The sequence below is a fragment of the Ochrobactrum sp. SSR genome (genome assembly GCF_030067775.1).
Lineage (GTDB): Bacteria > Pseudomonadota > Alphaproteobacteria > Rhizobiales > Rhizobiaceae > Brucella > Brucella teleogrylli.
This window is the reverse complement of record NZ_CP125969.1, coordinates 2,320,001-2,343,009: the sequence shown is the minus strand read 5'-3', so window position 1 is coordinate 2,343,009 and position 23,009 is coordinate 2,320,001. Positions and strand designations below refer to the sequence as shown.

Sequence of the window (23,009 nt, the reverse complement as noted above, 5' to 3'; positions counted from 1 at the left end):
ATTTCCTCAAATCACTCAGGCAATTTCAGTGTGGAATCGGATCGCCGCACGCGCTTGCGGCGACCGGAAAAAGGTTTTGGCACGGCATCGACCAGCGCCCGCGTGTAGTCATGTTGCGGATTGTCGAACACCGCATTGGTCGGTCCCTGCTCGACGATATTGCCACGATAGATCACGGCAACACGGTCGGTAATTGCGCGCACCACACCGAGATCATGGCTGATGAAGAGATAGGAAAGGCCGAACTTTTCCTGCAAATCCATCATCAGATTCAACACCTGCGCCTGAATGGAAACGTCGAGCGCGGAGACCGGCTCGTCGGCCACGATCAGCGCCGGTCTGGTGATCAAAGCGCGGGCAATGGCTATGCGCTGGCGCTGCCCGCCGGAAAACTCATGCGGATATTTTTCCGCCGATGCTTTGGGCAGGCCGACCGCTTCCAGCACTTCCGCCACACGGTCGTCGCGATCTTTGGCGCTCGTGCCGCTTTCAAGCGACACAATCGGCTCGGAAATAATCCGCTTCACCGTATGGCGCGGATCGAGCGAGCCATAGGGGTCCTGAAAAATCGCCTGAAAGCCTTTGCGTGCCTCGCGCAGACCAGCGCGGTCGAGAGCGTAAATATCCTGCCCGTTGACGAGAATCTGACCCGACTGCGGACGTTCCAGCCCCATCACGGCGCGAGCCAGCGTGGATTTGCCGGAACCGCTTTCGCCAACGATGCCAAGGCTTTGTCCTGCTTCGATCTCGACATTGACGCCATGCAGAACACGCAAGGAGCCCGGCCTCGAAAAGAAAGACGCGCGCGGAAGCTGATATTCGCGCACCACATCGCGCACCTGCAAAATCATCTGGCTCATGAAACCACCTCGCCTTCACGCGAGTGCAGGCAGGCGGCACGATGCACGATGCCGTCATTCTCGGCGATGAAATCGAGACCCGGTATTGCCTTTCGGCAATCATCCTGCACAAAGGCGCAACGATCGGCGAAGGTGCAATGAGGCGGACGCGTCAGCGGATCGGGCACCACGCCGGGAATGGCGGCAAGGCGCAGGCGTTTGCCCGTCGCGTGACTGCGCACAAGGGCGGCGCCATGCGGCGAGGCTGCAAACAGCCCGCGTGCATAGGGATGCGCCATGCGTTGAAACACGGCTTGCGTGCGTCCGGTCTCGACGATGCGGCCCGCATACATGACGGCTATCCGGTCGGTCATTTCCGAAACCACACCGAGATCGTGGGTAATCAGCATCAGCGCCGTGCCGGTTTCGTCGATCAGTTCGTCCATCAGATCAAGAATCTGCGCCTGCACCGTCACGTCGAGTGCAGTGGTCGGCTCATCGGCGATCAGCAGGTCCGGCTCGCAGGCAATCGCCATGGCGATCATCACACGCTGGCGCTGCCCGCCCGAAAGCTGGTGTGGATAAAGATCGAGATTGAAGCGCGGCGCAGGCAGGCCAACGCGGTCGAGCAGTTCGCGCGCTTTACGCTCGGCATCCGCACGGCTTTCGCCCAAATGCAGACGGCGGCCTTCGGCAATCTGCGCGCCGATGGATTTGACCGGATTGAGCGCCGTCATCGGCTCCTGAAAGATCATCGCCATGCGCCGTCCGCGCATTTTGCACAGTTCCGCTTCCGGCGTGGCGGCAAGGTCCTGACCGTCGAAGCGCAACGTGCCGCGCACACGCATCCGTTCCGGCAGCAGGCCCATGGCGGCAAGCGCGGTGATCGACTTGCCGCTACCGGATTCACCAACGACACCGAGGCGTTCGCCACGGTTCAGCGTCAGCGTGATGCCGGAGACAATATCTGCGGAACGAGTGCCGAAGGGCAGCTCGACGGACATATTGTCCATTTCAAGAAGGGGTGCTGTCATCTCTGCCTCCGCACGCGCGGGTCGAGCACATCGCGCAATCCGTCACCCAGCATGTTGAGGCCCAGCACGGCAAACGTGATGGCGAGGCCGGGGAAAATGGCGAGCCAAGGCGCGTCGTAAATAAAGGTCTGTGCGTCGTTGAGCATCTTGCCCCAGCTTGGCATCGGCGGCTGGGTGCCAAGACCGACATAGGAAAGGCCCGCCTCGGCAACGATGGCGAGCGCGAACTGGATCGTCGCCTGTACGATCAGCACATGATTGATATTGGGCAGCACATGCAAAAGCGTGATCGATACATCGCCACGCCCTGCGCAACGGGCCGCCTGCACATATTCGCGTTTCCACAGCCCCAGCGACGCGCCGCGCGTGACACGGGCAAACACCGGAATGTTGAAAATGCCGATGGCGATCATCGCATTCACCGCACCGGGACCGAAGACCGCCGTGATGATGACGGCAGTAAGCAGCGCGGGAAAGGCGAAAGCCAGATCGGTCATGCGCATGACGAAACCGTCCACCATGCCGCCGCGTGCCGCCGCGAAAGCGCCCAGCGGAATGCCGATCCCGGCACCGACAAGCACGGCAATGATCGACACGGCGATGGAATTGCGCGCGCCGACCATGATCATGGAAAACACGTCGCGACCGAAATTATCCGTGCCGAACAGATGATTGAGGCTCGGCCCCTGCAACTTGTCGCGAAAATTCATCGCCGTCGGCGAATAGGGCGTCCAGAAAAAGGAGATGAGCGCCATCGCAACGAGGATAACCGTAATCAGCGTCCCGATGGTCAGGCTGCGGCTCAAAAGCACCGTTCGGAAAATGCCGGGCTTCGGCAGAATTTGCGTGTCGCTCATCGGCTGCCTCCCGTCGAAAGGCGCGGATCGATGAAGCCATAGACAAGATCGACGATGAAATTGACCGCGATCACGGAAGCGGCAAGCAGCGTCACCAGCGACTGCACGGTGACGAGATCGCGCTGCGCGATGGCCTGAAACACCAGCCTTCCAAGGCCGGGCAAATTGAAGACGTTTTCGATGATGATGGTTCCCGCCAGCAGAAAGGAAAATTGCAGGCCGATGATGGTGACGACCGGGATCAGCGCATTGGGCACCGCATGACGCCAGAGCGCGGACTTGCGCGTCAGGCCCTTGGCACGCGCGGTGCGCACGAAATCCTCACCCAGCGTTTCGATGACGGCGGATCGGGTGACACGCGCCAGAATGGCGGCAAGCGGCAGCGCCAGCGCCAGTGCTGGCAGAAACAGCGAGCGGATGCCGTTCCAGAAACCGCCTTCCCAACCCGCGAAACCCGAAGCCGGAAACCAGCCGAGCTGCAAGGCAAACAGCAGGATCAGGAGCAGGCCGAGCCAGAAATTCGGGATGGCGACGCCAACCTGCGCCACCCCCATGGAGACGACGTCGCCGGTTTTGCCGCGCTTCGATGCCGCATAGACACCAACCGGAATGGCGACCGCGACCGACAGAACCATCGACAAAAAAGCCAGCGGCAGCGTGACCATGATGCGTGGGCCGAGCAATTCGCTGATCGGCACGGAATAGGTATAGCTCGTGCCGAAATCGCCTTTGAGAAAGCCGCCGATCCATGTGAGATAGCGCCACCAGAGCGGCTGATCCAGACCGAGCTGGGCATGCAGCGCGGCCAGCGTTTCAGGCTGCGCATTGATGCCAAGGATCACCGCTGCCGGGTCGCCCGGCAGCACCTGCATCAACAGAAAGACGATGACGGAAGCCGCAAGCGTCGTCAGCAAGAGCGAAACCAACCGCCCGGATATATAAGCCAGCAAAACGACCTCCTTGAAAAGACGGATATCCGCTTTCCACATTCCAACTCACCATACGCCCTCCCCTTATATTTATGGGGTGCACGGCCATTCGTTATGTCTTCCGCCCCTTTGCCAAAGCGCCAGGGCGGAGGTTCTTATTCGGCCCAGTAAGCCTGGGTCAGATCATCAGCCGGGATCGGCATGTTCTTCCAAAGACCTTTTACGTTCTTGTTCCAGACGCCGATTTTCGGCAGCGCATAGAGGAAGACATTCGGCTCGTCGGCGGCCAGCTTTTCCTGCAACTTCTTGACGAGTTCCAGCTGTTCCTCGTCGCTGCCAGCCTCGGCATAAGACTTGTAGAGCGCCTTATAATCCGGGTTATTGTAGTTGAAGTAGTACTTGTCGCGGGCATAGATATCGAGATCGCGCGCTTCGGTATGGGCGATGATCGTCGCGTCGAAATCCGACCGCTTGAACACCTGATCCAGCCACTGCGCAAACTCGATCGGCACGAGATTGACCTGAATGCCGACCTCGGCCAGCATCGCCGCAATGATCTCGCCGCCACGACGCGCATAGGCCGGTGGTGGCAGCGTGATGGTAATCGACGTGCCCTCTGGTACGCCAGCTTCTTCCAGCAGTTGCTTCGCCTTGGCCGGATCATAAGGATAGGTCTGCGAGAGATCGACATAGCCCGGATCGACCGGCGAATAATGCGAACCGATCGGCGTGCCGAAACCGGAATAGGTGCCTTCGATCAGCGCCTTGCTGTCGATGGCATAGGCCAGCGCCTGACGCACCTTCACATTGTCGAACGGCGCCTTGGCATTATTCAACGACAGGATGACCTTGCCCGCCGTATCGCCCACTTCAACCTGCAACTTGTCGTCGCTCTTGAAGCGGCTGATCAGCTCCGGCGCCTGGAACATCGGGAATACGTCGATGTCACCGGCAAGAATGGCTGCTGCCGCTGCCGACGGATCGCTCACAAAGCGGAACGTGACGGCGGAAAGCTTTGCAGGCTCACCCCAGTAATCCGCATTGCGTTCCAACTCGACGCGGTCGCCCTGCACCCAGCGCTTGAACTTGAACGGACCCGTGCCGACCGGCTTGGTCTTGTTGTCGCCAGCCGAATTCGGCGCGACCATCACCGCGTCGCCCCAGCCCATATTGAACAGGAAGTTCGACGTTGGGCGCTTCAACGTGACAACAGCGGTCGCAGGATCAGGACATTGCGTGCTTTCAATCGGCGCAAACAGGCCCTTCTGCGCATTGGTGGAATCCGGAGCGACGGCGCGCTCATAGGAGAATTTTACCACCGAGCAGTCGAACGGCGTGCCGTCATGGAACTTCACGCCCTGACGCAGCTTGAACGTATAGGTTTTCTTGTCGTCGGAGACGGTCCAGCTTTCAGCCAGAAGCGGCTTCACCGTGCCATCCTCGACAATGCGCACCAGACCCTCATAAAGGTTGGCATAGGTAACCTGCCGGATACCGGCGGCGGCATTGGCGGTCGGGTCCAGACCCGGCGGCTCCAGCACTTCGCCGACCACCAGCGTATCTTTTGCAAACGCACCGTTGATCGATGCCAGCATCGCAGCCGTTATAAGCCCGGCTTTAAACAGTTTACCCATGGTTCCCCTACAACCTTTCTGGATTTAAATCGAGCGCCCGCCATCCACGTCGAGCGCAACCCCGGTAATCATAGAGGCAGCGGGCGAGCAAAGGAAAGCCGCCGCTTCAGCCAGATCGTCGGGTTTCAACAGGCGGCCCATCGGGATGGAATCGCGGAATTTCTTGCGGATTTCTTCCGTGTCCTCACCCATGAACGTGGTGAGCAGCGGCGTTTCACCGGCAACCGGGTTCAGCGCCACGACGCGGATTTTCGACGGTGCGAGTTCAATGGCGAGCGCCTTCGTGACCGAAACGACCCAGCCCTTGGTGGCATTGTACCAGGCAAGATTCGGGCGCGGGCGACCAGCACCCGTCGAAGCGACGTTCAAAATGACGCCTTCGCCATTGCCCTTGAAATGCGGGATGAGCTTGCGCGTCATCAGATAGACGCCGCGCACATTGACGCCGAGAATGCGGTCGAACTCGTCCGGCTCTACCAGTTCGGCATTTTGCGGCTTGTGGCCAATACCGGCATTATTGATGAGAATATCGACCTTGCCGAATTTCGAAAACGCGGCTTCCACCGCTGCATCAACATCGGCTTCCTTGGAAATATCGGCAGCCACGGCCAGCGCCGCATCGCCGATTTCGCCTGCGACGCGCTCAGCGCCTGCCTTGTCGCGGTCGACGATGACGACCTTTGCGCCGCCTGAAGCAAAGCGCTTCGCCATGCCTTCGCCAAACCCCGAACCTGCTCCTGTAATGAGCGCGACCTTACCTTCAAGCGACACTATGCTTCTCCTTAACCGTGATACACGGAAATCGTCTTCAGCGAGGCAAACCCGTAGAGCGCCTCAAAACCTTTTTCGCGGCCATGGCCGGATTTCTTCACGCCGCCGAACGGCAGTTCGATACCGCCGCCAGCGCCGTAATTGTTAATGAACACCTGCCCCGAATGGATCGCATGGGCGAGGCGGAACTGGCGTCCGCCATCCTTGGTCCAGATGCCGCAAACGAGACCGTAGGACGTGCCATTGGCAATGGCGATGGCTTCCTCTTCGGTATCGAACGGCAGGATAACCTGCACCGGACCAAAGATTTCCTCCTGCGCCAGTCGATGATCGGCAGGCACGTCGCGGATCAGCGTCGGCAACACATAGGCCCCGCCTTCCGGCGCGTCTTCGGTCAGCACGCCTTGCGCGGCAATGGACAGTCCGCTTTCCTTGGCGAGATCCAGATAGCTTTCGACAATCGCCTTCTGGCGCTGCGACACCACCGGACCGACGGACGGATCAGCACTTGCAGGGCCAACCTTCAATGCGCGGTAGCGTTCGCTCATGCGCGCGACAACATCTTCGTAAATGCTGCGTTCGACCAGAATGCGCGACGAAGCCGAGCAGGTCTGACCGGCATTTTGAATGCCGGCATTGACCAGAAACGGCAAAGCGCGGTCGAGATCGGCATCAGCGAAAACGATCTGCGGCGATTTTCCGCCAAGTTCCAGCGTCACCGGCACAGTGTTCTTCGCTGCTGCGGCCTGTACCGCTTCACCGGTGCGCACCGATCCCGTGAACGAGATGTGGTTGACATCGGGATGTTCGGAGAGTGCTGCACCCGCTTCCGCGCCAAGCCCGGTCACCACATTGAGCGCGCCCTTCGGCAGACCGGCCTTTTCGGCAATGCGCGCAAATTCGAGAATGGTCAGGCAGGCTTCTTCGGCAGGCTTGACCACGGCGGCATTGCCCATGGCCAATGCTGCGCCAAGGCTGCGCCCCAGAATCTGCATCGGATAGTTCCACGGAATAATATGGCCCGTGACGCCGTGCGGCTCATAGATCGACAGAACCGTGAAGCCGTTCTGATAGGGCAGCGTATCGCCATGCACCTTGTCAGCGGATGCACCGTAGAATTCGAGATAACGCGCCAGCGCCACCACGTCGGCGCGGGCTTGGCCGACCGGCTTGCCAACATCCTTCGATTCCAGATCCGTCAGGAGGTCGATATTCTTCAGCACTTCTTCCGAAATGCGATGCAGTACACGACCGCGCTCGGTCGCGGTCAGCTTGCCCCAGTCGCCGGAAAGCGCCTTGCGGGCTGCTGCTACAGCCTGATCGATATCGGCCTTGGCGCCGCGCGCAATCAGCGCCAGATCGCTGCCATCGGAAGGGTTCTTGACCGTGATATGCTCGCCGCCAGCCGCATCCTGCCACTGACCCGCGATAAAATTGCCGTAACGGAGCAAGCCCGCTCCTCCCGTCTGGTTCTCATGCTTCATCTTCATTCTCCCGAAGAGGCTGTTCCGCCTCCAATCTTGCAGTGGTGGCGCGGATATGCGCCCGCGCCAGCCGCTCAGCCTGCTCGCCATCGCGCGCGGCAATGGCCTCAACAATCGCGCCATGTTCGCGGATTGCATCGCGTGCACGATCTACCGATAGCGAAAAGGATGGCGCGAAAACCTGCGATGTCATGCGCAACAACGGCACGAAGGCGATCAGCGAGGCATTACCTGCCGTGTTCATCACCGCCATATGAAAATCGACATTGGACTGGGTATAGGCTTTGGCATCCCACGGATCGACCACCGCCGACTGACCCGCGACATGGGTGCGCAGCCTGGCGATATCCGCATCGCTCGCCCGTTCAGCGGCAAAACGCGCAGCCACACCGTCGAGTACTTCGCGCACGGCATAAGCATCAATCAGGCGGGTGAGATCGGCGGAGGCGACACGCACCCCCTGCCCGGCAGATGGATGACCAGCCCGTCGCGCTCCAGAACACGCAAGGCTTCCCGCAAGGGCGTGCGGCTGATGCCGAATTCGGTGGCTATATGCTCCTGCCGGAGGATCGCGCCCGGCGCATAAACGCCCGCATAGATCTGCTCCCGAAGCGCCTCTGCCACTTCGTCCAGCAAACGGGTCTGACTACGCCATTCATAAGCCGCCAATCGAAAAGCCTCCCAACTTTTCGCAAACTATATCCTGGATACAAAATCGGTCAATCCGAATTTCAACGACTTTTCTGAAAAGATTGCAGGCTGTTGACGACTGAAAATTTCTGGAAGGTATGCTGACCGGATAAATTGCGTCGGGTTGGCACGCCCGGTCGTTTTCTTCAAACGGTCATCATCAGTTTTCGACGGTTTCGGCCAGTATCCCTGCCAGTTGCCGGATTTGTTCGGGGCCGTGATCCATGTGCCGGATGACGATTTCCATCGGTTCGACCGCAGGCAGGCCCGCAAGCTCCGGCACGGCGCGGTGGGCGGGCAGCATAACGCGCATCGGCAACAGGCTGACGCCAAGCCCCTCCGCCACAGCACTTTGAATGCTCACCAGACTGGAGCTGGTGAACACCACATGCCATGGCCTGCCGATCCGGTCGAGCGCCTCCATCATGTCGCTGCGATAAAGCCCGTTCGGCGGAAAGGCGACTAGCGGCAGCGGCTCAAGCCGCGACATTGAAGACACCGGAAAGTCCGCACTCTCCAGCCAGGTCAAAGGTTCGGGCCAGCGCATTTTGCCTGCCGTCTCGCCGCGCTTCTGCTTGACCATGACGAGATCGAAATCACCCGTTTCAAAACCTTTCTGCAAGTCGCGGCTGAGACCGCTCGTCACTTCCAGCTTGATGTTCGGATGTTCGCGCATGAACGCCGCCAGGGCAGGCGTGACCAGTCGCGATGCGAAATCTTCCGGCAGTCCCAGACGAAACACCGTCGCAAGCGCGCTGCCGGTCATGGCGGCAGCGGCTTCATCATGCAGGTGCAGCATGCGCCGCGCATAACCGAGCAACTTTTCCCCGGCATCGGTGGGTCGCACATCGCGACGTGCGCGCTCCAGCAGCGCCTGCCCCGCCGCCTCTTCCAGCCGCAATATCTTCTGGCTGATGGTCGATTGCGTCGAATGCAATTGCTGCGCCGCAACCGTGAAGCTGCGGCTATCGACGACAACCACAAAGGCCCGCATCAGATCGAGATTGAAGTTAATATTCATAAATCCACTGGATATCAGTTCAACATTTAATTTTCAAATATAACCACCACGCTGTATGAAAACCGTCAACCAAGGGAGCCGTAAATGCGCCGAACATTATTCAGCTTGAGTGCCTTGGCATTGATTGCAGGAGCCATTGTCATGAGCGAACCCACCTTGCCCGGCCATCAGGCCATCGCACAAACCGAAACCGGTCTTATCGAAGCAGCCAGAGCCGGCAACCTCGCCGCCGTAAAGGCCGCCATCAAGGCTGGAGCCGATCTTGAAGTGCGCGGCAAGAATGGCGAAACGGCCCTCCTCGCCGCCACCCATGCCAATCACATCGATGTCGCACGCGCTTTGATCGAGGCGGGCGCGAATGTGAATGCCAAGGACGCAATCAATGACAGCCCCTATCTATATGCGGGTGCGCGCGGCCATCTGGAAATCCTGAAACTGACACTGGCGCACGGTGCCGACCTGACAAGCACCAACCGCTATGGCGGAACGGCGCTCATCCCAGCAGCCGAACGTGGCCATGTCGAGACGGTTCGCACGCTGATTGCGGCGGGCGTGAAAGTCGATCACGTCAACAATCTCCATTGGACCGCCTTGCTGGAGGCTATCATTCTGGCCGATGGCGGCGAGCGCCATGTCGAAATCGTCAAGCAGTTGATCGATGCCGGTGCCGATGTAAACATCGCCGACAAGGACGGCGTGACGCCATTGCAGCATGCGCGCCAGCGCGGCTATGCACCGATGGTCGCCCTTCTCGAAAAGGCAGGTGCGAAATGAACACCGACCGGATCTTTCTCGATCAGGCCATAGCGCTGGCATTCGACAATGTCGATCAGGGCGGACGCCCGTTCGGCGCCGTGGTGGTCAAGGACGGCGACGTCATTGCCACCGGCGTCAACCGCATGCAGGCCGATTGCGACCCAACGGCCCATGCCGAATTGCTGGCGCTGCGCGCGGCGGGCAAGGCCCTGCAATCGCCACGTCTCGACGGCTGCGCCGTCTATGCCAGTGGCCAGCCCTGCCCCATGTGCTATGCCGCCATGCGCATGGCAGGCGTGGACAAGATCCTGTTCGCCAATTCCAACGAACAGGCCGAATCCTATGGCCTTTCCACCGCCAAAATCGCTGCTGAACTGGCCAAGCCCGTCAGCGCGCAGACCGGTATCCGCTTTGAACATTGCCCGTCGGAAGAAGGCGAACGCCTGCTGCGCGCATGGCAGGACCGGACAGACACCCAGTAAAGTCTCATCATGCAGAACAACCCTGCCAGCACCGGCGGTAATCGGACCGCACCCATTGCCCTTGTCGCGCTCGTCGCGCTGATCGGTTTCAACCTGCGACCTTTCCTGACGGGCCCCGGGCCGGTTCTGTCGGATATCGCCGCCGATACAGGCATGGGGTTTGGTGCGCTTTCACTCCTGACTTTTCTGCCGATGCTGCTGATGGGGCTTGGCGCATTTGTCACGCCGCGCATCCAGTCGCTTTTCGGTAAGCGCCGAAGCATGTTCGCAGCACTCGCAATCCTCGCAGCCGGATCGGCGCTGCGCGGCATCGTGCCGGACGGCCTGTCGCTGATATTCACAGCCATTCTCTGCGGCGCTGGCGTTGCCATGATACAGGCGCTGATGCCCGGTCTCATCAAGGCCAGATTTCCATCGTCCATCGCCACGATCACCGGGCTTTACTCTGCAACCATCATGGGCGGGGGTGCACTGGGTGCGCGATTGGCGCCATGGTTTGCCGGTGCCGCCCACAATTGGCGCTATGCGCTCTCTTTGTTGGCGATACCTGCCGTGCTCGCCTTGATCGCTGCCGTGCCGATCCTGAAAGAGGCCCCAAGCACAACGAAAGCAGCAGGCCAGAAGTCGGGCATTACAGCTACGCTTTTACGGCGTCCGCGCACATGGGCGCTGATGGCCGCATTCGGCCTCGTCAATGCCGGTTATTCCTCAATGGTCGCATGGCTTGCACCTTATTATCAGACACTCGGGCTTGAAGCCTCGGCGACGGGCAGCCTTGTCGCGACCATGGCGATTGCGCAGGCTCTGAGCGCCCTCGCCCTGCCCATGCTTGCACGACGCAGCACCGACCGCCGCCCATGGCTGCTTTTCAGCCTTTTGATGCAGGTTGTGGGATTTGCCGGGCTTGCCTTTGCGCCGGACATCTCGCCGGTCTTGTGGTCGGCGATCTGTGGTGCCGGCCTCGGCGGCAGCTTCGCGCTTGCGATGATCACCTCGCTGGACCATTTGCCGAAACCGGAGGAAGCAGGCGCTCTGGCCGCCATGATGCAAGGCGGCGGTTTTCTGATTGCAGCACTTGGACCCGTCGCAACCGCGCTTCTTCATAGTATCACCGGCGGCTTTGCTTCCGGCTGGATCCTGCACCTTGTTCTGGTCGCGGCGATCTGCCCGCTCTATCTGAGCTTCAATCCCCGCCATTATGCGCGGGTGATGAACCTGCCGGTTTCGCCAGCGAATGGCACACAATAGCGTTACCCAATCAATTTATCGGGCAAAAACGATGTTCGGCTGGCATTTTTGGGTTAGAGAGCTTGCTCACCTTCCCTTTCGGGTTAAGGTTGGCGCCATCCCTCAGACTGGTCAATGACATGAAGCACGAAACCGTCATCAAGCAAGGCACGTCCGTCGCACCGGACGGATTGCCCAAGCCGAGAATCTATTGGGCATGGGCAACCTTGATGGTCGGTTTGACGCTTGCCGTCATCGACGGCACCATTGCCAATGTCGCGCTGCCGACAATCGCCGCCGATTTTTCCGCCGGACCCGCAGCCTCGATCTGGATCGTTAACGGCTATCAGCTCGCTATCGTCATCAGCCTGTTGCCGCTGGCAGCGCTTGGCGAAATCTACGGCTATCGCCGCATCTATCTGGCGGGTGTGACGCTGTTCACCGTCGCATCGGTGGCTTGCGTCTTCGCGCGCTCGCTGGAAACGCTGACCCTCGCGCGCATCGTGCAAGGATTGGGCGCGGCGGGGCTGATGAGCGTCAATACCGCGCTGTTGCGTTATACCGTTCCGCAGGCCAAATTCGGTACGGCCATCGGCCTCAACGCCCTCTTTGTGGCGGTTTCTTCGACCATCGGGCCAACGCTCGCAGGCGTCATCCTGTCCTCGCTGACCTGGCCGTGGCTCTTCGTCATCAATATTCCGCTCGGCATCGCAGCGGTCGCGATGGGCTTACGAACCCTGCCGGAAAATGAGCGCTCGGCGCGCAAGTTCGATGTCGTCAGCGCCATCCTCAGCGCCCTGACCATCGGCCTTCTGATCACGACCATCGACAGTGCTGGCAACGAGGTCAGTCAAACTGTCGTCGTGCTGCAGGCCGTGGCCTGTCTCGTGGCGGGCATTTTGCTGACACGCCGCTCGCTGCGTACCACAGACCCGCTGCTGCCGCTCGATCTGTTGCGCATTCCGGTGTTCACGCTCTCGATCTGCACGTCGATCATGTCGTTCCTCGCGCAGATGATGGCCTTCATCTCGCTGCCGTTCCTGTTTCAGACCGTGTTCGGCTTCAAGCCGATTGAGGTGGGCTTTCTGATGATGCCATGGCCGATTGCGCTGGCATTGGTCGCGCCTTTATCCGGCAAGCTTTCCGACAAATATTCCCCGGCGATACTCGGGCTGCTCGGCCTCATCACTTTTGCTGCCGGGCTGGCGCTGGTCGGCATGTTGCCCGCCCATCCGACGATTGGTGATATTTGCTGGCGCATGGCCATTTGCGGCATCGGCTTCGGTCTGTTCCAAGCGCCGAACAACCGCATGATGATCACCTCGACGCCGCGTGCGCGCTCCGGCGCTGCAAGCGGCATGCTCGGCACCGCTCGTCTGCTCGGCCAGTCTCTGGGCGCTGCCTTCGTGGCGTTCCTGCTGGCGCAATGGGGCGTGGAAGGCTCGCCCTATATCCTGTTCATCGCTTCGGGCTTTGCGCTGTTTGCATCGGTAATCAGCTTTTCGCGCCTCGGCGCTCACCGTTTGGGAGCATGATTTCGTTCATCCACAGCGATGAAAAATTTTCCATCGAAAGGCTCGATTTGCCTGTTGCAATCTGCAAAGCGTTGGTTCATATACCGCCTGCCTGACGGAAACGACTTCCTTCGGAAGCGCTTTCAGGTCGAAACTGGCGCGAGCGGGTGTAGCTCAGGGGTAGAGCACAACCTTGCCAAGGTTGGGGTCGAGGGTTCGAATCCCTTCGCCCGCTCCAGTTTCCAGCAAGGCACACGCAAAATCCCGGCTTCGTTCGGGATTTTTGCTTTTTAGGCCCTCCCCGTCTTCGAGGCGCATTCCGAACCGGAAGCAAACTTATAGAAAATAGGAATGAAGCCCAAACAGGGCTTGGCAGCGGCGCAGCGAACCATTAACACGTTGCAGGTCCCAAAACCGGGCGACCCCTTTTGCCGCAAGCTTTTCTCCGGGGCAGAACGACGCCCCAACACTGAGCCACGAATGACAGACATGCCGACAGAGCGACCCGATATCGACGCGCAAGCCGCCGTCGCGGGAGCCTATAGGCCTTCCTCACGCAAACGCTCCGGTGGCTTTCTGCGCGGCAACTCGCTTCTCGGGCTGATCGTGCGGCGCGTATTGCTCGGTATCGTGTTGCTCTGGGCGATTTCAGTGGTCATTTTCGCGGGCACGCAGATCCTGCCCGGCGACGTGGCAACCGCCATGCTCGGCCAGCAGGCAACCCCGCAGGCCGTCGAAAACATCCGCAAGGAACTCGGCCTTGAGCGACCGGCGATCCAGCGTTACTCCGAATGGCTGGTCAATGCCGTGCAAGGCGATCTCGGTCGCAGCTATTCCAACCGGCAGGACATTGCCAAAAGCATCGCGCCGCGCCTGTCGAACACGCTCTATCTTGCTGCCATGTCGGCGCTGTTCGCGATACCGCTGGCGCTGCTGCTCGGCTTGATTTCCGTTCTCTATGCCGGCACGGTGATCGACCGGGGCATTGCCGTGGCAACGCTTGCCACCATATCGCTGCCGGAATTCTTCGTAGCCTATATTCTGATCGCCTATCTGGCGATCTCGCTCGGCCTGCTGCCATCAAGCGCGCTCGTCACGTCGTCGATGAGCGGCTGGCAGCGTCTGACGGCTGTTGCCCTGCCCTGCATGACGCTGGTGATCGCCGTGACCGGCCATATGGTGCGGATGACGCGCGCCTCGCTTTTGTCCGTCATGTCGTCGCCCTATATCGAGACTGCGCAGCTGAAAGGCCTGCCGCGCTGGCGCATTCTTTTGAAACACGCTTTACCCAATGCGCTGTCGCCGGTCATCAATGTCATTGCGCTGAACCTAGCCTATCTGGTGGTTGGCGTCGTGGTGGTCGAGGTCATCTTCGTTTATCCTGGAATGGGGCAATATATGGTCGATCACGTTGCCAAGCGTGACGTGCCGGTGGTGCAGGCCTGTGGCCTGATCTTTGCCGCCGTCTATATCGGCCTCAACATCATCGCCGATGTTATTGTGATCCTGACCAATCCACGGCTGAGGCACCCGCGATGAAAAAGCGCAAACAGTCTTCGCCGCTGTTGGCGATCATCGGTTTCGGCGGCATCGCCTTCTTCCTGTTCGTCGGCATTTTCGCAGATTTTCTGGCACCGCATCCAATTTCGGAAGTGGTGGGCGCTGTCTGGCAAGGCCCCTCGCCGCAAGCTCTTCTCGGCACCGACAATATTGGTCGCGACCTTCTGTCCCGCGTTATCTGGGGCACGCGGCTAACGCTGTCGATTGCCGCCGCCTCAACCATCGTGGCCTTTGCAATCGGCGTGCCGCTCGGCTTTCTTGCTGCGCTCTCCAAAGGCTGGCCGGACCAGCTTTTGTCACGCACCAACGATCTGCTGATGGCGATCCCGACCCTGATCTTCGCACTGGTGGTACTCGCCGTTCTGCCGAAAAGCGTGTTCGTGCTCATCGCCGTCATGGCCGTGCTGGAAGCGACCCGCGTTTTCCGCGTCAGCCGTGCCATCGCTTTGGATGTGGTCGTGCTGGACTATGTGGAAATCGCGCGGTTGCGCGGCGAGAGCAAAGGCTGGATCATCTTCAACGAAATTCTGCCCAATGCATTGTCGCCACTGCTGGCCGAATTCGGGTTGCGCTTCGTGTTTGCAATCCTGTTCCTGTCCACCCTTTCCTTCCTCGGCCTTGGCGTACAGCCGCCGGTGGCCGACTGGGGCAGTCTGGTAAAAGACAACAAGGACGGGTTGATGTTCGGCGTCTTCGCCGCACTCATTCCCGGCGGCACCATTGCGGCGCTGGCGATCAGCGTCAATTTCGTCGTCGATTGGGTCTTGCAGCGCACATCGAGCCTGAAGCGAGGTGCGCAGGATAATGGCTGAACCTCTGCTCAAAATCACCGCTCTGGAAATCCGCTCCGACGACGGCCTTGTCGTCGATAAGGTCGACCTGACCCTTGCCAAAGGCCGGGTGCTTGGTCTCATCGGCGAATCCGGCGCGGGAAAATCCACCATCGGTCTTGCAGCCCTTGGGCATGCACGCGGCGGCTTGCAGATTACTGGCGGGACCGTGACGCTCGACGGCAGCAACATCCTGTCGCTGTCGCGCAAGGACATGCAGGCCATGCGCGGCAGCCGTGTCGCCTATGTGGCGCAATCGGCAGCCGCTGCCTTCAACCCCGCCCATCGCCTGATCGATCAGGTGATCGAAGCCACGGTCTGGCACGGGCTGATGAAGCGTGCGGAAGCCAGAAAGCGCGCTATAGAACTCTTTGCCATGCTTGGCCTGCCCGACCCGGAGCATTTCGGCGAGCGCTATCCGCATCAGGTATCAGGCGGCCAGTTGCAGCGCGCCATGACCGCCATGGCGCTTTGCCCGAAGCCCGATCTGGTGGTTTTCGACGAACCAACCACGGCGCTCGACGTCACCACCCAGATCGAAGTTCTCATCGCCATCAAGAAGGCGATCGAGAGTACCGGCACGGCAGCGCTTTATATCTCGCACGACCTTGCGGTCGTTGCGCAGATCGCCGACGACATCATGGTGCTGCGCCATGGCCGCATGGTCGAACAAGGTCCCGTCCGCCAGATATTCGACGCGCCGCGCGAAGATTATACGCGCCAGCTGGTTGCCGTGCGCCAGAAGGAAGTGGAAGGCAAGCCACTGGCCGCCGAACCGCTCCTGACCGTCAGCAAGATCAGCGCTGCCTATGACCCGGCCAATCCGGTTCTGAGCGATATCTCGCTGGAGCTGGAAAAGGGCCGTACGCTCGCCATTGTCGGCGAGTCCGGTTCCGGCAAATCGACGCTGGCGCGTGTGGTGTGCGGGCTTCTGCCGCCAATCGCCGGTGAGATTCACTTCGATGGCGCAATCCTGTCGCCGCGCCTTGAAGGCCGGTCGAAGGAAACGCTGCGCAATATCCAGATGATCAGCCAGTTGCCCGATCTGGCGCTCAATCCCCGCCGCACCATTGCCGACATCGTCGGACGCCCGTTGCAGTTCTATTTCGGCATGGGGCGCGCAGACCGGCGCAAGGCCGTGGCCGAACTGATGGATCGCATCGAGCTGCCGCAGGCCGTTCTGGAGCGCTATCCGGCTGAACTTTCCGGCGGCCAGAAGCAACGCGTCTGCATTGCGCGTGCACTTGCCGCACGACCAAAGCTGTTGCTCTGTGACGAACCGACCTCGGCGCTCGATCCGCTAGTGGCTGAAGGGATACTCGATCTCTTGCGCAGGATGCAAAACGAGACCGGCACATCCTATCTCTTTGTGACACACGATCTGGCCATCGTGCGCGCCATTGCCGACAGCATTGCAGTCATGCATCGCGGACAGGTGGTGCGCTATGGCCCGAAGGCCAGTGTGCTAACGCCGCCCTTCGATGACTATACCGGCAAGCTCTTGGCTTCCGTTCCGCAAATGGAACCCGGCTGGCTCGACGGCATCATTGCCGGACGAGAGCTGCACGGCACAGAATAATCTCTGAAAGGACACGACATTATGAGCAAGAAGGCAATCATTCTCGACGGCGGCATGGGCCGCGAGCTGGAGCGCGTCGGCGCGCCGTTCCGCCAGCCGGAGTGGTCGGCGCTTGCCTTGATCGAAGGCCCGCAATTCGTGCGTGAAGTGCATGACGGTTATATTGCCGCCGGTGCCGACGTCATCACCACCAACAGCTACGCCGTGGTGCCGTTCCATATCGGCGAAGAGCGCTTTGCCGCCGAGGGTCTCAAACTTGCAGCCCTTTCCGGCACGATTGCCCGCGAAGCCGCCGATGCCTCCGACCGCGACGTGAAGGTGGCAGGTTCGCTGCCGCCGGTTTTCGGCTCCTACCAGCCGGACCTGTTCGACCCGGCGCGTGCGGGCGAACTGCTCGGCGTTCTGGTTGACGGTCTTGCGCCATCAGTCGATCTCTGGCTGGCTGAGACCCAGAGCAGCCTCGCGGAAGTGAAAGCCGCTCATGAAGCCACGCGCGGCACCGGTAAGCCGCTCTGGGTGTCCTATACGCTGCGCGATGATGTTGCGCCGGAAGATATGGGCGAGGCCCAGCTTCGTTCAGGCGAAACCGTCGCTGAAGGTGCGCGTCTTGCCGCCGAGCTCGGCGCAGAAGCGCTGCTGTTCAATTGCGCCATGCCCGAAGTGATGGACGCCGCCATTCTGGCAGCAAAGAACGTCTTCGATGAACTCGGCAAGGACATTCCGGTTGGGGTTTATGCCAATGCATTTCCATCCCAGCAGGGCGACGAAGAAGCCAATGCGACGGTGACGGAAGTACGCACCGATCTCGATCCGGATGCCTATGGCAGCTGGGCGAAGCGCTGGGTGAAGAACGGCGCAGGCATTATCGGCGGTTGCTGCGGTATCGGCACCAATCACATCCATGCTTTGTCGAGCAAATATCTCTGCGCGTGATCTCGCGCTTCATCTCAAAAGAAAAAGGCGGCCAAAATGGCCGCCTTTTTTTGCATCAGGAAAGAATACGGATCGCCGCCAGCGAAAGCGCAACGACACCATTTTTAATGGAGCGTTCGTCGGGCTGATAATCGGAATTGTGCAGCTTGTCGTTACGGCCTTCCTGCGATGCACCGATGCCCAGCTGGAACGACGGCACCTTCTCAGCCACCAGGGCGAAGTCTTCCGAACCGAGGCTGCCGCCGCGCTTGAAATAGACATCGCCATAATGTTCGCGAATGGCCGCGCCCGTCGTTTCGATCAAATAAGGATCGGACACCATTGACGGCACGCCACGCACATAATTGATTTCGCAGCGCACCCGCATCGAGGCTTCAAGCCCTGCGCAGATGCGCCGCACTGCGGCCTCGACCACATTGCGCGTCGCGGCATCCTGACAACGAACCGTGCCCATCAGCGTCACCGCATCCGGGATGATATTATGCGTGTGTCCGCCATGGATCGAGCCGATGGTCAGCACAGCGGTGTGCATCGGGTCGACTTCCCGCGACACCACGGTCTGCAACTGATTGATCAGCTGCGCCGTCGCGACAATCGGATCGACCGCCTGATGCGGACGCGCCGCATGGCCGGAAGCCGCATGAACGGTGATGTCGAACTCGTCCGAAGAACCGTTGGCCACGCCTTCTACAAAAGTGAAGGTGCCGGTTGGTTCTTCAGGCTGGTTATGAAAACCGAGCGCATAGTCAACACCGTCCAGAATACCGTCAGCAATCATGGCGCGGGCGCCGCTTTCCAGCGTTTCTTCGGCTGGCTGGAACATCAACTTCACATTACCACTGAGACGCGGCGCGATTTCGCCCGAGTACGCTGCCTATGCCGATCAGTGTCGCCGTATGGAGATCATGACCGCAGGCATGCATCTTGCCCTGATGCGTGCTGGCAAAAGGCAGGCCAGTTTGCTCCTCGATGGGCAGCGCATCCATGTCGGCGCGGATAACCAGCGTCGGTCCAGGACGCCCACCTTTGATCAACCCGACAACACCTGTACGTCCCACGCCCGTCTGATGCTCAATGCCCAGACGCTCCAGCTCGCGCGCTACGACACCAGCCGTCCGCTCCACATCGAAACCGGTTTCCGGATGGGCGTGGATATCGCGACGAATCTCAATCAGATTCGGCTCCGCCTTGTCCGAGAGTTGCTGAATGAGCGAGGAAAGATCGTTGAGGCCGTGGCCGGTGGTATGCGTGGTCATAGTGCTTGTCCAATTAGGGCATAACCGGTCCCCATCGGAAGGAGAACTATAAGATTATGCATCTTGAGGTGTGATACCTATCACCGGCTTATCGCGGTTCGTACCGGTCTAACAAGGTAAAACTTCACATCCTCGACCGCTGCTGCCCTCCCCTTCCTTTATTCACCCTTAGAACGCGGAAAGCCCCGCATTGTTTATGCGGGGCTTTTGTGATGATTTGGTTGCGGGGGCAGGATTTGAACCTGCGGCCTTCAGGTTATGAGCCTGACGAGCTACCGGGCTGCTCCACCCCGCGTTATTAAGTGCAGACCTCAATGGCCCGGGAGCGAAGTCAGGCGTAGCCTGATGAGGTGAGGCCGTTAAAAAATCGATTGAGTATCGATTTTAGGCCGAACGGGCTGCTCCGAGCCTGTCTCACTTATTTGTTGTAGTCGGTATTTTTGGCGAATGTCGCTTAATTTCGGTGTTTTGTATGATTTGAGAAGATGTTTTGATTTGTGTGCTTTGCAGACCTGGCAGCGACCTACTCTCCCGCATCTTAAGATGAAGTACCATTGGCGCTGGAGCGTTTCACGGCCGAGTTCGGAATGGGATCGGGTGCAGCCGCTCCGCCATAACCACCAGGTCGGCGAAGAACACAAATTGAGAAGCTGGTTGTCTTTCGTGCTGATGGCATCAACGCTCTTATAGAGCACTGATAAACAATAAGCACGCGACTGCGTGCCGCCGGTTTTCCGGCGCCCTATCCGGAGCGAAGCGGCTTTAGCCGCGACAGCGTGAGGACAGAAGTTAAAGCTGGTATTCGTCAAGCGAAGCTTGATGGATACAGATAATGGGAGTGATCAAGTCGATCGAGCTATTAGTACCGGTAAGCTGCATGCGTTGCCGCACTTCCACACCCGGCCTATCAACGTGGTGGTCTTCCACGGCTCTGATAGGGAATACTCGTTTTTAGGTGGGTTTCCCGCTTAGATGCCTTCAGCGGTTATCCCGTCCGTATATAGCTACCCTGCTATGCCGTTGGCACGACAACAGGTCCACCAGAGATACGTCCATCCCGGTCCTCTCGTACTAGGGACAGATCCTATCAATATTCCTACACCCACGGCAGATAGGGACCGAACTGTCTCACGACGTTCTGAACCCAACTCACGTACCGCTTTAAATGGCGAACAGCCATACCCTTGGGACCTGCTCCAGCCCCAGGATGCGATGAGTCGACATCGAGGTGCCAAACAACCCCGTCGATATGGACTCTTGGGGGTCATCAGCCTGTTATCCCCGGCGTACCTTTTATCCGTTGAGCGATGGCCCTTCCACGCGGGACCACCGGATCACTATGACCGACTTTCGTCTCTGCTCGACTTGTCAGTCTTGCAGTCAGGCAGGCTTATGCCATTGCACTCGACGAACGATTTCCGACCGTTCTGAGCCTACCATCGCGCGCCTCCGTTACTCTTTAGGAGGCGACCGCCCCAGTCAAACTACCCACCATACACGGTCCTGGACCCGGATAACGGGCCGCAGTTAGACATCCATATAGGCAAGGGTGGTATTTCAAGGATGACTCCACAATGGCTGGCGCCACTGCTTCAAAGTCTACCACCTATCCTACACATGCCGACACGAATGCCAGTGTAAAGCTATAGTAAAGGTGCACGGGGTCTTTCCGTCTAACCGCAGGAACCCCGCATCTTCACGGGGAATTCAATTTCACTGAGTCTGCGTTGGAGACAGCGGGGAAGTCGTTACGCCATTCGTGCAGGTCGGAACTTACCCGACAAGGAATTTCGCTACCTTAGGACCGTTATAGTTACGGCCGCCGTTTACTGGGGCTTCAATTCAATGCTTGCACATCTCCTCTTAACCTTCCAGCACCGGGCAGGCGTCAGACCCTATACGTCGTCTTGCGACTTCGCAGAGCCCTGTGTTTTTGGTAAACAGTCGCTACCCCCTGGTCTGTGCCACCCCCACAAAGTTGCCTTCATGGAGGTCACGCTTCTTCCGAAGTTACGCGTGCATTTTGCCGAGTTCCTTCAACGCAGTTCTCTCAAGCGCCTTGGTATTCTCTACCAGTCCACCAGTGTCGGTTTAGGGTACGGTCTATATGCAGGAGCTATTTCCTGGAACCGCTTCGCTGCAAGATCAATCCAATAAGACCTTACAACACACGCGATCCGTCACTACCTGCAGGCCCACGAATATTAACGTGGTTCCCATCGACTACGCCTTTCGGCCTCGCCTTAGGGGCCGGCTAACCCTGCTCAGATTAACTTTAAGCAGGAACCCTTGGACTTTCGGCGAGGGAGTCTCTCACTCCCTTTATCGTTACTCATGTCAGCATTCTCACTTCCGATACCTCCAGGATGTCTCACGACTGTCCCTTCACAGGCTTACGGAACGCTCCGCTACCACGCACATACGTGCATCCACAGCTTCGGTGTATGGCTTTAGCCCCGGTACATTTTCGGCGCAAAGACCCTTATTTAGACCAGTGAGCTGTTACGCTTTCTTTAAATGATGGCTGCTTCTAAGCCAACATCCTGGTTGTTTTGGGATCCTCACATCCTTTCCCACTTAGCCATAACTTAGGGACCTTAGATGGTGGTCAGGGTTGTTGCCCTCTTCACGACGGACGTTAGCACCCGCCGTGTGTCTGCCCAGTAGTACTCCCCGGTATTCGGAGTTTGATTAGGATCAGTAAGACGGTGAGTCCCCATAGCCCATTCAGTGCTCTACCCCCGGGGGTATTCGCTGGACGCTCTACCTAAATAGATTTCGCGGAGAACCAGCTATCTCCAAGTTTGATTGGCCTTTCACCCCTAGCCACAAGTCATCCCGATCTATTGCAACAGATATGGGTTCGGTCCTCCAGTACGTGTTACCGTACCTTCAACCTGCTCATGGCTAGATCACTTGGTTTCGGGTCTAATCCGACGAACTGAACGCCCTGTTCAGACTCGCTTTCGCTGCGCCTACACCTACCGGCTTAAGCTTGCTCGTCAGACTAAGTCGCTGACCCATTATACAAAAGGTACGCTGTCACCCAGGACGAACCTTGGGCTCCAACTGTTTGTAGGCATTCGGTTTCAGGTACTATTTCACTCCCCTCGTCGGGGTGCTTTTCACCTTTCCCTCACGGTACTGGTTCGCTATCGGTCATGCACGAGTACTTAGGCTTGGATCGTGGTCGACCCATGTTCAGACAGGATTTCACGTGTCCCGCCCTACTCAAGGACTTAATTTCGTGTTGCGTGTACGGGGCTATCACCCACTTTAGCCAACTTTTCCAAGTTGTTCCACTTTACTCAATTAAGCCACTGGCCTGGTCCGCGTTCGCTCGCCACTACTAGCGGAGTCTCGTTTGATGTCCTTTCCTCTGGGTACTTAGATGTTTCAGTTCCCCAGGTTCGCTTCTAACACCCTATGTATTCAGGTGTAGATACCTTATTACGATAACTAGAAAGTTGAATTGTTCTTGCCAAAGCGCCAACAATTCAAATTTTCTAGCTATCTAAGGTGGGTTGCCCCATTCGGAAATCGTCGGATCAAAGGGTATTCGCACCTCCCCCGACGCTTATCGCAGCGTATCACGTCCTTCATCGCCTGTGCA

General features: G+C 58.9%; 18 protein-coding genes, 2 tRNA genes, 2 rRNA genes and 1 pseudogene (1 of these 23 cut by a window edge). 9 read left to right on the top strand and 14 right to left on the bottom strand.

Going from position 1 to position 23,009, the window contains the following annotated elements:
- Positions 1 to 11 precede the first annotated feature (11 nt).
- The 9 genes and pseudogenes from QLQ11_RS11085 to QLQ11_RS11045 all read right to left on the bottom strand — a co-directional run bounded on the left by QLQ11_RS11085 (position 12) and on the right by QLQ11_RS11045 (position 9,259).
- Complete coding sequence (locus QLQ11_RS11085) at positions 12 to 860, bottom strand: ATP-binding cassette domain-containing protein (RefSeq protein WP_109369688.1); 849 nt, start codon at positions 858 to 860, stop codon at positions 12 to 14.
- Positions 857 to 1,873 carry an ABC transporter ATP-binding protein gene (locus tag QLQ11_RS11080; RefSeq protein WP_109369689.1) on the bottom strand — a complete coding sequence of 339 codons (1,017 nt, stop codon included), beginning with the start codon at positions 1,871 to 1,873 and terminating at the stop codon, positions 857 to 859. Before QLQ11_RS11080 ends, QLQ11_RS11085 begins: the two co-directional genes overlap by 4 nt.
- Positions 1,870 to 2,730: an ABC transporter permease gene (locus QLQ11_RS11075; RefSeq protein WP_109369690.1), complete on the bottom strand. Its 861-nt coding sequence runs from the start codon at positions 2,728 to 2,730 to the stop codon at positions 1,870 to 1,872. Before QLQ11_RS11075 ends, QLQ11_RS11080 begins: the two co-directional genes overlap by 4 nt.
- Positions 2,727 to 3,680: an ABC transporter permease gene (locus QLQ11_RS11070; RefSeq protein WP_109370302.1), complete on the bottom strand. Its 954-nt coding sequence runs from the start codon at positions 3,678 to 3,680 to the stop codon at positions 2,727 to 2,729. Before QLQ11_RS11070 ends, QLQ11_RS11075 begins: the two co-directional genes overlap by 4 nt.
- A gap of 134 nt (positions 3,681 to 3,814) precedes the next feature.
- Positions 3,815 to 5,293: an ABC transporter substrate-binding protein gene (locus QLQ11_RS11065; RefSeq protein WP_109369691.1), complete on the bottom strand. Its 1,479-nt coding sequence runs from the start codon at positions 5,291 to 5,293 to the stop codon at positions 3,815 to 3,817.
- Positions 5,294 to 5,317: 24 nt separating this feature from the next.
- Positions 5,318 to 6,064 (bottom strand): SDR family oxidoreductase, encoded by a 747-nt coding sequence (locus tag QLQ11_RS11060; RefSeq protein ID WP_121538871.1) that lies wholly within the window; start codon positions 6,062 to 6,064, stop codon positions 5,318 to 5,320.
- Between the two features lie 11 nt (positions 6,065 to 6,075).
- Positions 6,076 to 7,548 carry an aldehyde dehydrogenase family protein gene (locus QLQ11_RS11055; RefSeq protein WP_121538872.1) on the bottom strand — a complete coding sequence of 491 codons (1,473 nt, stop codon included), beginning with the start codon at positions 7,546 to 7,548 and terminating at the stop codon, positions 6,076 to 6,078.
- Positions 7,538 to 8,217, bottom strand: a pseudogene (locus QLQ11_RS11050) (GntR family transcriptional regulator). Before QLQ11_RS11050 ends, QLQ11_RS11055 begins: the two are co-directional and overlap by 11 nt.
- Positions 8,218 to 8,398: 181 nt before the next feature.
- Positions 8,399 to 9,259: a LysR family transcriptional regulator gene (locus QLQ11_RS11045; protein ID WP_121538873.1), complete on the bottom strand. Its 861-nt coding sequence runs from the start codon at positions 9,257 to 9,259 to the stop codon at positions 8,399 to 8,401.
- Between the two features lie 141 nt (positions 9,260 to 9,400).
- Here QLQ11_RS11045 and QLQ11_RS11040 point away from each other — a divergent pair, with 141 nt between their 5' ends.
- The 9 genes from QLQ11_RS11040 (at position 9,401) to QLQ11_RS11000 (ending at position 18,140) form a co-directional block, all read left to right on the top strand.
- Positions 9,401 to 10,033: an ankyrin repeat domain-containing protein gene (locus QLQ11_RS11040; protein ID WP_235858997.1), complete on the top strand. Its 633-nt coding sequence runs from the start codon at positions 9,401 to 9,403 to the stop codon at positions 10,031 to 10,033.
- Positions 10,030 to 10,497, top strand: coding sequence for a nucleoside deaminase (locus QLQ11_RS11035; protein ID WP_121538875.1), 468 nt, complete (start codon positions 10,030 to 10,032; stop codon positions 10,495 to 10,497). Before QLQ11_RS11040 ends, QLQ11_RS11035 begins: the two co-directional genes overlap by 4 nt.
- Positions 10,498 to 10,506: 9 nt before the next feature.
- Positions 10,507 to 11,745: a cyanate transporter gene (locus QLQ11_RS11030; protein ID WP_121538876.1), complete on the top strand. Its 1,239-nt coding sequence runs from the start codon at positions 10,507 to 10,509 to the stop codon at positions 11,743 to 11,745.
- 119 nt (positions 11,746 to 11,864) lie between these two features.
- Complete coding sequence (locus QLQ11_RS11025; protein ID WP_121538877.1) at positions 11,865 to 13,259, top strand: MFS transporter; 1,395 nt, start codon at positions 11,865 to 11,867, stop codon at positions 13,257 to 13,259.
- Between the two features lie 142 nt (positions 13,260 to 13,401).
- Positions 13,402 to 13,476: transfer RNA gene (locus tag QLQ11_RS11020), tRNA-Gly, on the top strand.
- 251 nt (positions 13,477 to 13,727) lie between these two features.
- Complete coding sequence (locus QLQ11_RS11015; RefSeq protein WP_121538886.1) at positions 13,728 to 14,777, top strand: ABC transporter permease; 1,050 nt, start codon at positions 13,728 to 13,730, stop codon at positions 14,775 to 14,777.
- The gene (locus QLQ11_RS11010; protein ID WP_121538878.1) at positions 14,774 to 15,610 is read left to right on the top strand and encodes an ABC transporter permease; all 837 of its coding nucleotides are present in this window, start codon (positions 14,774 to 14,776) and stop codon (positions 15,608 to 15,610) included. The genes QLQ11_RS11015 and QLQ11_RS11010 overlap by 4 nt, the downstream gene beginning before the upstream one ends.
- Positions 15,603 to 17,207, top strand: a complete 1,605-nt coding sequence (locus QLQ11_RS11005; protein ID WP_121538879.1) for an ABC transporter ATP-binding protein — start codon at positions 15,603 to 15,605, stop codon at positions 17,205 to 17,207. The genes QLQ11_RS11010 and QLQ11_RS11005 overlap by 8 nt, the downstream gene beginning before the upstream one ends.
- Positions 17,208 to 17,228: 21 nt before the next feature.
- Complete coding sequence (locus QLQ11_RS11000) at positions 17,229 to 18,140, top strand: homocysteine S-methyltransferase family protein (protein WP_121538880.1); 912 nt, start codon at positions 17,229 to 17,231, stop codon at positions 18,138 to 18,140.
- Between the two features lie 55 nt (positions 18,141 to 18,195).
- Here QLQ11_RS11000 and QLQ11_RS10995 read toward each other — a convergent pair whose 3' ends face one another.
- From QLQ11_RS10995 to QLQ11_RS10975, 5 genes are all read right to left on the bottom strand, one after another.
- Positions 18,196 to 18,963, bottom strand: coding sequence for a M20 family metallopeptidase (locus QLQ11_RS10995; RefSeq protein WP_371835878.1), 768 nt, complete (start codon positions 18,961 to 18,963; stop codon positions 18,196 to 18,198).
- A gap of 10 nt (positions 18,964 to 18,973) precedes the next feature.
- Positions 18,974 to 19,396 carry a M20 family metallopeptidase gene (locus QLQ11_RS10990; protein WP_371835877.1) on the bottom strand — a complete coding sequence of 141 codons (423 nt, stop codon included), beginning with the start codon at positions 19,394 to 19,396 and terminating at the stop codon, positions 18,974 to 18,976.
- A gap of 218 nt (positions 19,397 to 19,614) precedes the next feature.
- Positions 19,615 to 19,691 (bottom strand) — tRNA-Met (locus QLQ11_RS10985).
- A gap of 215 nt (positions 19,692 to 19,906) precedes the next feature.
- Positions 19,907 to 20,021: ribosomal RNA gene (gene rrf / locus QLQ11_RS10980) — 5S ribosomal RNA — on the bottom strand.
- 213 nt (positions 20,022 to 20,234) lie between these two features.
- Positions 20,235 to 23,009, bottom strand: a 23S ribosomal RNA gene (locus QLQ11_RS10975); it runs 39 nt beyond the window's last position.